Origin of the sequence: Methylobacterium sp. NPDC097929 (genome assembly GCF_049543375.1) — a bacterium.
Taxonomy (GTDB): domain Bacteria; phylum Pseudomonadota; class Alphaproteobacteria; order Rhizobiales; family Beijerinckiaceae; genus Methylobacterium.
Window position 1 is genome coordinate 272,945 of sequence record NZ_JBMVEP010000006.1, and the last position, 10,446, is coordinate 283,390.

Annotated in this window: 14 protein-coding genes; 11 read left to right on the top strand and 3 right to left on the bottom strand. The window is 72.7% G+C overall.

Annotation, left to right across the window (positions count from 1 at the left end):
* Window positions 1–47: 47 nt before the first annotated feature.
* Window positions 48–584, bottom strand: coding sequence for an RT0821/Lpp0805 family surface protein (locus ACPCJR_RS16705; RefSeq protein WP_391513456.1), 537 nt, complete (start codon window positions 582–584; stop codon window positions 48–50).
* 88 nt (window positions 585–672) lie between these two features.
* Between ACPCJR_RS16705 and pdxH the strand changes: the two genes are divergently transcribed.
* Window positions 673–1,317: a pyridoxamine 5'-phosphate oxidase gene (pdxH, locus tag ACPCJR_RS16710; protein ID WP_391513454.1), complete on the top strand. Its 645-nt coding sequence runs from the start codon at window positions 673–675 to the stop codon at window positions 1,315–1,317.
* Window positions 1,318–1,341: 24 nt separating this feature from the next.
* On the opposite strand, the gene ACPCJR_RS16715 is transcribed toward pdxH, so the two are convergent.
* Complete coding sequence (locus ACPCJR_RS16715; RefSeq protein ID WP_391513452.1) at window positions 1,342–1,725, bottom strand: response regulator; 384 nt, start codon at window positions 1,723–1,725, stop codon at window positions 1,342–1,344.
* Window positions 1,726–2,034: 309 nt separating this feature from the next.
* On the opposite strand from ACPCJR_RS16715, the gene ACPCJR_RS16720 reads away from it, so the two are divergent.
* The 5 genes from ACPCJR_RS16720 to ACPCJR_RS16740 all read left to right on the top strand — a co-directional run bounded on the left by ACPCJR_RS16720 (window position 2,035) and on the right by ACPCJR_RS16740 (window position 5,291).
* Window positions 2,035–2,757 carry an SDR family NAD(P)-dependent oxidoreductase gene (locus ACPCJR_RS16720; protein ID WP_110351670.1) on the top strand — a complete coding sequence of 241 codons (723 nt, stop codon included), beginning with the start codon at window positions 2,035–2,037 and terminating at the stop codon, window positions 2,755–2,757.
* Window positions 2,750–3,886 (top strand): hypothetical protein, encoded by a 1,137-nt coding sequence (locus ACPCJR_RS16725; RefSeq protein ID WP_391513450.1) that lies wholly within the window; start codon window positions 2,750–2,752, stop codon window positions 3,884–3,886. Before ACPCJR_RS16720 ends, ACPCJR_RS16725 begins: the two co-directional genes overlap by 8 nt.
* Window positions 3,883–4,365 (top strand): NUDIX hydrolase, encoded by a 483-nt coding sequence (locus ACPCJR_RS16730; RefSeq protein WP_391513448.1) that lies wholly within the window; start codon window positions 3,883–3,885, stop codon window positions 4,363–4,365. Before ACPCJR_RS16725 ends, ACPCJR_RS16730 begins: the two co-directional genes overlap by 4 nt.
* The gene (locus ACPCJR_RS16735) at window positions 4,362–4,853 is read left to right on the top strand and encodes a TIGR02301 family protein (protein WP_391513446.1); all 492 of its coding nucleotides are present in this window, start codon (window positions 4,362–4,364) and stop codon (window positions 4,851–4,853) included. The genes ACPCJR_RS16730 and ACPCJR_RS16735 overlap by 4 nt, the downstream gene beginning before the upstream one ends.
* Before the next feature lie 183 nt (window positions 4,854–5,036).
* Window positions 5,037–5,291, top strand: coding sequence for a hypothetical protein (locus tag ACPCJR_RS16740; RefSeq protein WP_110351674.1), 255 nt, complete (start codon window positions 5,037–5,039; stop codon window positions 5,289–5,291).
* A gap of 288 nt (window positions 5,292–5,579) precedes the next feature.
* Here ACPCJR_RS16740 and ACPCJR_RS16745 read toward each other — a convergent pair whose 3' ends face one another.
* Window positions 5,580–6,920: a dihydroorotase gene (locus ACPCJR_RS16745; protein ID WP_391513745.1), complete on the bottom strand. Its 1,341-nt coding sequence runs from the start codon at window positions 6,918–6,920 to the stop codon at window positions 5,580–5,582.
* A gap of 135 nt (window positions 6,921–7,055) precedes the next feature.
* Between ACPCJR_RS16745 and ACPCJR_RS16750 the strand changes: the two genes are divergently transcribed.
* The 5 genes from ACPCJR_RS16750 (at window position 7,056) to ACPCJR_RS16770 (ending at window position 10,268) form a co-directional block, all read left to right on the top strand.
* Window positions 7,056–7,910 carry a YgfZ/GcvT domain-containing protein gene (locus ACPCJR_RS16750; RefSeq protein ID WP_391513443.1) on the top strand — a complete coding sequence of 285 codons (855 nt, stop codon included), beginning with the start codon at window positions 7,056–7,058 and terminating at the stop codon, window positions 7,908–7,910.
* Entirely contained in the window at window positions 7,907–8,536 is a 630-nt protein-coding gene (locus ACPCJR_RS16755; RefSeq protein WP_391513441.1) for a DNA-3-methyladenine glycosylase I, read from the top strand. Before ACPCJR_RS16750 ends, ACPCJR_RS16755 begins: the two co-directional genes overlap by 4 nt.
* Before the next feature lie 47 nt (window positions 8,537–8,583).
* A complete protein-coding gene (locus ACPCJR_RS16760; RefSeq protein WP_391513743.1) occupies window positions 8,584–9,159 on the top strand; it encodes an HD domain-containing protein in 576 nt (191 codons plus the stop codon).
* A gap of 226 nt (window positions 9,160–9,385) precedes the next feature.
* Complete coding sequence (locus tag ACPCJR_RS16765; protein ID WP_391513439.1) at window positions 9,386–9,898, top strand: tyrosine phosphatase family protein; 513 nt, start codon at window positions 9,386–9,388, stop codon at window positions 9,896–9,898.
* A 103-nt stretch (window positions 9,899–10,001) separates the two neighbouring features.
* A complete protein-coding gene (locus ACPCJR_RS16770) occupies window positions 10,002–10,268 on the top strand; it encodes an exodeoxyribonuclease VII small subunit (RefSeq protein WP_331288909.1) in 267 nt (88 codons plus the stop codon).
* Window positions 10,269–10,446 lie beyond the last annotated feature (178 nt).

Sequence of the window (10,446 nt, forward strand, 5' to 3'; positions counted from 1 at the left end):
GCCCGGCCCGCCGGGATCGAACCGTTCCGGGCGGGGATGGCGCCGGATCAGGATTTGGCCGAGCGCAGCCGCTTCAATTCCCACTCGCCTCCGGAGGGCTTGCAGCCGGTGCCGCGCACGAAGCGGCTTTTGACGCCGCCCTTGGCACTGCTGTTGGCGCCCCCGACCACGGAGGCGAGGAAGTCGCGGCAGATCTCGTCGCCCGCCACGTAGGGCAGGCCGGTCGGGTTGACCGAGCCGCGCATCGCGGTCTCCGGGTTTTCCCACTTCACCGGGCGCCCGTTGCCCTGCGGATCGAGGGCGACCGAGAGCGCCGCGTGGGCGCGCCGCCAATCCTCGGTGTCGAGGTCGCCGCCGAAGCTCGCGGGGCGCTTCGGGATGCTGCCGGTGACCAGGGGTTCGGGTGCGGTCGGCGCCTCCTCCGCCCTGAAGGACAGGATCGGTCCGCTGCAGCCCACGCAGGCGGCCGAGAGGGCGGTCGCGAGGCCGGCCGTCAGCAGGCGCCCTGCGATCCCGGACACGGATCGGGAGGCGGGTGCCGCCGGCTGGACTTTGCGCGGGACTTTACACAGACGCAGACGCATTACACCTGAACTCGAGGCATACGGGGAGTCCGACAGGGTGTGCCGCCCAACGTCGGTGCCCCCCGACCCGGCTGCCACAGGGAAGAAAATGGCCAGCGATCGGTTAAGAGACGGTGATCCCGACGGACATGCGGTCCACCCTGAGGATTTCACGTTGTCGTCAGATCCCTGGGCGCTGTTCGCCGCCTGGATGGCGGAAGCGGAAGCCTCCGAGCCCGTGGACGCCAACGCCATGGCGCTGGCCACCGCCGGCCCCGACGGCCTGCCCGACGTGCGGGTGGTTCTGCTGAAGGGCCTCGATCCCCGCGGGCTCGTCTTCTACACCAACGCGGAATCGGCCAAGGGCGGACAGCTCGCCGCCAATCCGCAGGCCGCGACCGTGCTCTACTGGAAGTCGCTCGGCCGGCAGATCCGCGCCCGCGGGCCCGTCTCCCCGGTCACGCCCGAGGAGGCCGACGCCTATTTCGCCAGCCGCCACCGGGACAGCCGCATCGGCGCCCATGCGAGCCGGCAGTCGCGCCCGCTCACCGACCGCCCGACCCTGATGGCCGAGGTCGCCGCGCTCGCGCAGCACTACGAGGACGGCCCGGTGCCGCGCCCCGAGCACTGGCTGGGCTACCGCATCGCGCCGGTGCAGCTGGAATTCTGGCAGAACGGCGCCTACCGCCTGCACGACCGGGTGCGCTTCACCCGGGCGGGCGACGGCTGGACCCGGGCGCGGCTCTATCCCTGAAATCCCTCCGCGAGGGGAGGCCGGTCAGGCCATCACCGAGCGGATCGCCGAGACCAGCCCTTCCTCGGAATAGGGCTTGCGGATGAACAGGCCGGCCGGCGGCACGTCGCCGGGCGCGGGCCGCACCTTGCCCGAGGTGATGATGATCCCGATTCCCGGCCAGCGCCGGGCGATGCAGGCGGCGAGCTTGATGCCGTCGATGCCCAGCGGCATGTCGATGTCGGTGACGACGACGCGCACACCCTCCCCCGCATCCTCCCCCTCGTCGAGCACACGGATCGCCGCGTTGCCGTTGGAGGCCTCGCAGGTCGCGTAACCCGCATCCTGGATCATCTCGACCGCGGCCTGACGGGTGACGATGTCGTCCTCGACGACGAGCACGACCGGCCTCGCTTCCGCTTCGCTCACGCGCTTCATGCCCCCCCGAAATGCCCGCAAGCCTCGTCCCCCGCTCGCACGAAGGCCGGACGGGGGCAAGCGCACGATGGCCTTCCTGGGCCTTCGTGCGCGCGGAGGTAACGGGCGCGAGGCGCCGGGCGTTTCGTGAAAGCGGCTTTTCGGGCGCCTTTCGCAATGCAGCGCCGACCCTGGATTTCCGGCCGGGCGCAGCTTAGACCATGTGTCGAAGGCCCGCGCTCGCGCGCTCACCGCGGCGCTTTTTTTAAAGCGGGCAGCGAGGAACCGGCCTTGGCCTCATCCAACGACCGTCGACGGGTGATGCTGCTCACCGGCGCCAGCCGGGGCATCGGGCACGCCACCGTCAAACGCTTCTCCGCCGCGGGCTGGCGGGTCATCACCTGCTCGCGCCACCCCTTCCCCGAGAACTGCCCCTGGGAGATGGGACCGGAGGACCACCTCCAGGTCGATCTGGCGGATGCGGCCGACACCGTGCGCGGCGTGCGGGAGGTGGCCGAGCGGCTCGCCGCCGAGGGCGGCCTGCTGCACGCGCTCGTCAACAATGCCGGCATCTCGCCCAAAGGCCCGGAGGGCGAGCGCCTGGGCGCGCTCACCACCGAGTACGAGGACTGGGCCCGCGTCTTCCAGGTGAACTTCTTCGCGCCGATCCTGCTGGCGCGGGGCCTGTGCGACGAGCTGACCCGGGCGCGCGGCTCGATCGTCAACGTCACCTCGATCGCCGGCTCGCGGGTCCACCCCTTCGCGGGCGCCGCCTACGGCACCTCGAAATCGGCGCTCGCCGGGCTGACCCGGGAGATGGCCGCCGATTTCGGGCCGCTGGGCGTGCGCGTCAACGCGATCTCGCCGGGCGAGATCGACACCTCGATCCTCTCGCCGGGCACCGACAAGCTCGTGCAGCAGATCCCGCAGCGCCGGCTCGGCACGCCCGACGAGGTGGCCAAGGCGATCTACTTCCTCTGCACCGAGGCCTCCTCCTACGTGAACGGCGCCGAACTCCACATCAACGGCGGCCAGCATGTTTGACCGCCGGGCGGCGCTCGCCGCCCTGCTGTGCCTGGCGACCCTCCCCGCGGGGGCGCAGGCCGCGCGGGTCGAGCCGGTCGCCCTGCCCTTCGCCGTCAAGGCAATGCGCGGCCCCGGCAGCGAGGTCGCCCTCTCGGTCGCGACCTCGGGGCTGCTGCCGCTCGCCCGAGCCCCCGCCAGCGCCGACCCGAAGGCCGCGGGCCCGGCCTCGCCGCCCCCCATCGTCGTGGTCTGGGGCGAGGGCGGCGGGGCCGTGCTCAGCCTGGAGGGCGAGACCCTGCGCACCACGCTGATCGGCGCGGAAGCCGTCGAGGGCTTCGCCGCCGCCGAGACGCCGCGCGGGGCCGTGCCCGGCTCGCGCCGCGCCCTCGACGGACCCTTGAGCGCCTACCTCACCGGGCCGACCCGGGCACTCGGCGGCGCGCCGGGCCAGGGCGCGGTCTTGACCCTGCGCGAGCGCCAGCCTCTGGGCGTCACCGCCGAGCCCAAGGCGGTGCCGGTGACGACCCACACCCTGGCGCCGGGCGAGGCCAGCGTCTTTGCCGGCCGCACGCCCCGCATCACCCGCCTCGACGGCCGCCCGGCGGTGGTCGCCGTGACCGCGCAGGGGCCGGCGGGCTCCGCCCTCGCGCTCGCGCACAAGGGGGCGGACGGCGCCTGGACGCTCGCGGCCGCCGCGCCGCCGCAGGCCGGCCGGGGTCCTGAGGGCGCGCCGCTCGCGCTCGCCGGGCTGGCCGACTTCGCCGGGACCGGCACGCCCCAGATCGCCGCGATCCGCGCCCCCGAGGGCGAGGGCGTGCTGCAGTTCTGGCGCATCGCCGACGGGACTTTCAGCCTCGCGGGCGAGCTGCCGGGCTATGCCGGCCCGGTGGCGGGCGAGGAGGCCGACCTCGCCGCCGCCGTGCCCAGGGGCGGCCACCCACCCGAACTCGCCCTGCCGGTGGCGGGCCGCTTGGCGCTCGCCCTCGTCTCCGCGAAGGGCGGCGCCCCCCGCGAGCGGCTGCGCCTGCCCCTGCCCGCCCCGGCCGCCCACGGCGTCGCCGTGCTCGACGCGGGCGGGAGCGCCAAAACGATCCTCGTCGGCCTCGCCGACGGGCGCCTCGTCGCGGTGGCGGCGGACGCACCATGAGCGGGTCTTCGGAGGAAGACGGGCGGCTGTTTCCGGCCCGCCCGCTGATCGGCGTGTCGGTCGCGGTGATCCGCGAGGGGCGCGTGCTGCTCGCCGCCCGGGCCAACGAGCCGATGCGCGGCGTCTGGACCCTGCCGGGGGGCCTCGTGGAGGCCGGCGAGTCGCTCGCCGCGGGCGCCCTGCGCGAGTTGCGCGAGGAGGTCGGGTCGCTCGCCGAGGTGGTCGGCCCGAGCCTGACGCCCACCGAGATCATCCTGCGCGACGAGGCGGGCCGTGTCCGCCACCATTACGTGATCCACCCCCACGCCGCCCTGTGGCGCGGGGTCGAGCCGGAGCCGGGGCCGGAGGCGCTGGCCGTGCGCTGGGCCAGCCTCGACGAGATCGCGGGCTTGCCCACCACCCCGGGACTGATCGACACCCTGCGCGAGGCGTTCACCCGGGTGAAGCAAGATTGGATAGCGGGAGACGGCAGGGCATGAGGCGCGGCGAACGGGGCGTCCGCGCGGGCGGGGCGAGGCTGCGGCTCGCCGCGCTGCTGGCGCTCGTCCCCTTGACGCTCCTCCCCCTGGCCGAGGCAACGGCCCAGCAGCGCTCGGCGCCGGCCCGCTCCGCGACGAAGCCGCAGGAAAAGGAGAAGGAGCCTCCGCCGCCCGCCGAGCCGCCGCCCGCACCCTACGACCGCGACCTGCTGCGGCTCTCCGAGATCGTCGGGGCGCTGGCCTTCCTGCGCAATCTCTGCACCGCGCCCGACGCCGCCGAGTGGCCGGCCCGGATGAAGGCGATCCTCGACACGGAAGGGGTGACGCAGAGCCGCCGCGACCGGCTGGCCGGCGCCTACAATCGCGGCTTTCGCGGCTACAGCCTGACCTACCGGGTCTGCACTCCGGCCGCGGGCGAGGCGGCGCGCCGCTACATCGCCGAGGGCGAGCGCCTCTCGCACGCCATCGCCGGGCGATTCGGGGGGTAAGCGTGGCCGCGAAGCCGCGCCTGTGGCGGGCGCGACACAGGACCGGGTCGTTGCGAAAATCGATCGCAATTGCGCATCGGCGTTAACCTCTTCGCAATTCCCGGCTTCCCGGCCCGTGAAGGCTGCCGTATCGTGGCGATGTCTTGCCGGCACCGTTCCGGCCGAGAAGCGAAGCCGCCCGCCATGATCCACGATACCGACACCGCTGCCTTCGACATCGATGCGGAGAGCAAGCGCCTCGCGCTCGGCCTCGTGACGGAGGCCTTCGCGGAAGGCTGCCTCGACGGGATCGACGGCGACTGCATGGCCCAGGCCGCCCTGTTCGCGGCCTTCCAGGAGCTGGTCGCCACCTACGGCGAGGACGCGACCGCCCGCTACGCCGAGACCCTGCCCGAGCGCATCCGCGGCGGCGGCTTCACCACGACGCTGCAGCATTGAGGAAAGCGATGTCGGTCACGCCGGCATCGATGACGAGAATCCCGTAGCCCATCCTCGCCCTGAGCCGCCGCAGCGCAGCGGCGGCCTCGAAGGATGGGACGATTCCCGGCGGATCCGTTCGGCTTCCTTCGTCATGGCGAGGCGGAGCCGAAGCCATCCAGTGCTCCGAATGATCCGGAGATACCGCGCCCTGGATCGCCTCGCTGCCGCTCGCGATGACGAAAGTGGGCCGAACCCGAAGCGTTCAACCGGAGATGGGAAGAGGCGGCGCGAAGCAGATCCGCCCCGTCACCGTGCGGCGGGCAACGCCTCCTCGAACACCACCGCCTCGCCCCGCGAGGGGTTGGCCAGTTCGCCCTGCCACATCACCGGCGTGCCGCGCACCACCGTGCCCACCGGCCAGCCGGTGACGGTCACGCCGTCATAGGGCGTCCAGCCGCATTTCGAGGCGATCCACTCGTTGCGGATGGTCTCGCGGCGCTTGAGATCCACCACGGTCACGTCGGCGTCGTAGCCGAGCGCCAGCCGCCCCTTCCGGGCGATGCCGAACAGGCGCTTGGGGCCGGCGCTCGTCAGGTCCACGAACCGGGCGAGCGAGAGCCGTCCGGCCGCCACGTGGTCGAGCATGATCGGCACCAGCGTCTGCACGCCGGTCATGCCGGAGGGGGAATCCGGGTAGGGCTTGGCCTTCTCCTCCAGCGTGTGCGGCGCGTGGTCGGAGCCGAGCACGTCGACCACGCCCTGGGACAACCCGCGCCAGATCCCGTCGCGGTGGGCCGCGTCGCGCACCGGCGGGTTCATCTGCACCAGCGTGCCGAGCCGGGCATAGGCCTCCGTGCCGTCGAGCGTCAGGTGGTGCGGCGTCGCCTCCACGCTGGCGACGTCCTTGGCCTCGGCGAGGATCGGCATCTCGTCGGCCGTCGAGATGTGCAGGATGTGGATGCGGGCCCCCGTCTCCCGCGCCAGCGCGATCAGGCGCTGCGTGGCCTTCACCGCGACCTCGGGCGAGCGCCAGACCGGGTGCGAGGCGGGATCGCCGGGAACGCGCAGACCCTTGCGGTCGCGCAGCATCGGCTCGTCCTCGGAATGGAAGGCGGCGCGTCGGCGGATGCGGCTCAGGATCTCGCGCACGCCGGCATCGTCCTCGACCAGCAGCGAGCCGGTGGAGGAGCCGATGAACACCTTGATCCCGGCCGCGCCCGGCAGGCGCTCGAGCTCGGCCACCGCGCCCGCATTCTCGTGGGTGCCGCCGACCCAGAAGGCGAAGTCGCAATGCATCCGGTGATGGGCGCGGGCCACCTTGTCGGCGAGCGCCTGCGCGCTCGTCGTCTGCGGGTTGGTGTTGGGCATCTCGAACACCGCCGTGACGCCGCCCATCACCGCCGCGCGCGAGCCCGTCTCCAGATCCTCCTTGTGGTCGAGGCCGGGCTCGCGGAAATGCACCTGGCTGTCGATCACCCCCGGCAGGAGGTGCAGGCCGCGGCAATCGCGCCGCTCGGCGGCCGAGGCCCCGGACAGATCGCCGATGGCCGCCACGCGTCCGGCGCGGATGCCGAGGTCCGCGCGATGCTCGCCATCATGGTTCACCAGCGTGCCGCCGGACAGGACGAGGTCCAAGGGGGCTTCAATCGGGGCTTCGATCGGCGCTTCCATCGGGCTCTCCCGGTTCGTTTGTCGCGATTGAGACGCGGATGGGCGCGGCTTATGTCAGGCGTCCCACGCGCGCAACGCCGCCATCCCTTTGCCGCGCCCCGAGGAGATGCCATGCCGATCGCCCTGCTGCCGGACCGCGCCGTCATCGCCGTCTCGGGTCCGGACGCGCTGCCCTTCCTGCAAGGCATCCTCACCTGCAACGTCGAGACCCTGCCGGAGGGCGAGGCGCGGCTCGGCGCGCTGCTGACGCCGCAGGGCAAGATCCAGTTCGATTTCCTGGTGTCCCGCGCCGGGGACGGTTTCCGTCTCGACGCGGCGGCCGAGCGCGTGGCCGACCTCGTCAAGCGGCTCGGGCTCTACCGGCTGCGGGCCAAGGTGAGCGTCGCCGCCGACCCGACCCTGGGTGTGGCCGCCGCCTGGGATGGCTCCGAGACCGCCGCCGAGACGGCCCGCATGCGCGACGGGCGCCTGCCCGCGCTGGGCGAGCGGCTGTATTTCGAAGCGGGCGCCTTCTCGGCGGATGCGGCGGAAGACGATTACCACGCCCACCGCATCGGCCTCGGCGTACCGGAGGGCGGACGCGACTTCGCCCTCGGCGACGCCTTCCCGCACGAGGCGCTGATGGACCAGCTCGGCGGCGTCGACTTCAAGAAGGGCTGCTATGTCGGCCAGGAGGTCGTCTCGCGCATGCAGCACCGCGGCACCGCCCGCACCCGCATCCTGCCCATCGTCTACCGCGACGGCCCGGCGCCGCCCCCCGGCACGGAGGTGACCGCGGGCGCGCGCAGCCTGGGCGTCACCGGCAGCGCGGCCGGCGGGCGGGGCCTCGCCGCGATCCGCCTCGACCGCCTCGGCGACGCGCTCGCCGCCGGCGAACCCGTGCGGGCGGGCGGCACCATCGCGGGCGTGGCCAAGCCCGATTTCGCCACCTTCGCCTTCCCCGCCGACACGGCCGCCGCCGGATGAGCGCCGACGCCTCCGGACTGATCACCAGCCATCCCGACGGCTGCCCGCGCTGCGGATGGGCGGGGCTCGACCCCGTCTACGTCGCCTATCACGACACGGAGTGGGGTGTGCCGGAATTCGATTCCCGCGCGCTCTACGAGAAGCTGATCCTCGACGGATTCCAGGCGGGCCTGTCCTGGATCACCATCCTGCGCCGCCGCGACGGCTTCCGCCGCGCCTTCGAGGGCTTCGAGCCGGAGCGCGTCGCCCGCTTCACGGACGGCGATGTCGAGCGGCTGATGGGCGACACCGGCATCATCCGCAACCGCGCCAAGATCCGCGGCGCGATCACGGGCGCCCGCGCCTGGCTCGCCATCGAGGAGAGCGGCCCCGGCTTCTCGCCCTTCCTCTGGGATTTCTGCGACGGTCGGCCGATCCAGACCAACGCAACGAGTCGCGCCGAAATCGCCACCGAGACGGAGGTGTCGCGCAGGATGGGCAAGGCGCTGAAGGCGCGGGGCTTCACCTTCTGCGGACCCACCATCGTCCACGCCTTCATGCAGGCGGTCGGTATGGTCAACGACCACCTCACCGGCTGCCACCGCCACGGGCCTTGCGCCGCCCTCGGCGAGGGCCGGCATCGGTGACGGCCGCCGCGGGCGTCCCAAAAAAACCGGCACGGGCTTGGCAGCGGATGCTGTCGGGCCGGCGGCTCGACCTGCTCGACCCCTCGCCGCTCGATGTCGAGATCGGCGACATCGCCCACGGGCTCGCCCGGGTCGCCCGCTGGAACGGGCAGACGGCGGGGCCGCACGTCTTCTCCGTGGCGCAGCACTCGCTGCTGGTCGAGGCGATCGGCGGCGCCCTCGATCCGCGGCTCGGCGCGTGCGAACGGCTCGAACTCCTGCTCCACGACGCGCCCGAATACGTGATCGGCGACATCATCTCGCCGCTCAAGAACGCCATCGGCGACGCCTATCGCAGCGTGGAGCGGCGCCTGCTCGCGGCGATCCGCCAGCGCTTCGGGCTCGCCGCGCCCTCCCCGGCGCTGGCCCGCCTCGTCAAGCGCGCCGACCGGATCGCCGCCGCGATCGAGGCGACGCGGCTCGCCGGCTTTTCGAGCGCCGAGGCCGACGGGATCTTCGGTCGCCCTCCGGCGCTGCCGCCGGAGATCCAGGCCGAGATCGAGCGGCTGATCGCGGGATGGCCCACGGCGGAGGCGGAACGCTGCTATCTCGCCCGCTTCGCGGCCCTGCAGCGCGAGGCGTGATATCGTCTCCGTTTGATCGCCTCGGCCTTTGCCCCGCACCGTCATCGCGAGGCGAAGCCGAAGCGACCCAGTGCGCGACCTCCTCGGAGAGTGCGGAGCCCTGGATTGCTTTCGCTGAGCCTCGCAAGGACGAGGGAAGAGACCGAAGCGATCAAACGGAAACCGTCTGGGACGCCGGTCCGCCCGGGCGGCCGAGCACCGTTTCGAGAACCGGCTAAGAAGATACATGCCCACCCTCCATGTCTGCCCGCTCTCGCGCCTGCCCGACACGATCGCGGCGCACGGCGCCGGCCATCTCATCACGCTGGCCACGCTCGGCAGCGCGGTGGAGCGCCCGGCCGCGATCCGCCCCGAGCACCATCTGCGGGTGGGGTTCAGCGACATCGTCGCGCCGCTGGAGGGGCATCTGCCGCCGGGAGAGGCGCATGTGCGGGCCGTGCTCGACTTCGTGGCGGCGTGGCCGCGCGAGCGGCCGCTGGTGATCCACTGCTACGCCGGCATCAGCCGCTCCACCGCCGCGGCCTACGCGGCGGTCTGCGCCCTGCGCCCGGATCGGGACGATGCGGAGCTCGCCCGGGAGTTGCGGCAGCGCGCGCCCAGCGCCACGCCCAACCGCCTGTTCGTGGAGATCGCCGACCGCCTGCTCGGGCGCGAGGGCCGGATGAGCGCGGCGATCGCCGGGATCGGACGGGGCGCTGAGGCCTTCGAGGGAACGCCATTCCAGCTCGACTTGGAATAAGGTAGGAGAGCCGCCCGAACCGCTCCGATCGGTCGCACGCAATCGACCCGGGCTTGTGCGACCGGACCACGCCCGTCATAACCCGCCCCAAAGAGGATCCGGGATGAACGCTCACACACCCGACGCGCCCGCCGCGGGAACGACGGACGATCTGCCGTTCGAGCGCGCGCTGGAGCAGCTCGAGGAGATCGTGCGCCGTCTGGAGCGGGGCGACGTGCCCCTCGACGAGTCGGTGGCGATCTACGAGCGCGGCGAGGCGCTCAAGCGGCATTGCGAGACCCTGCTCAAGCGGGCCGAGGCGCGCATCCAGAAGATCGCGATCGGGCCGGAGGGTCAAGCCGCCGGCACCGCCCCGCTCGACATCGAGTGAGCGGGACGCTTGATACTCGAACATCATCATATCGTGCAAAGCTTTGCACGGCTTCTTTCACTTCGGGCATGAGGCTGGTCCGGTGGCACTAGCGGACACGACGATCCTTGAGGGTCTTGAGACGCCGGATCGTCTCCGGCTCCTGCCGGAAGGCGAGCTGAAGCGCGTCGCCGACGCC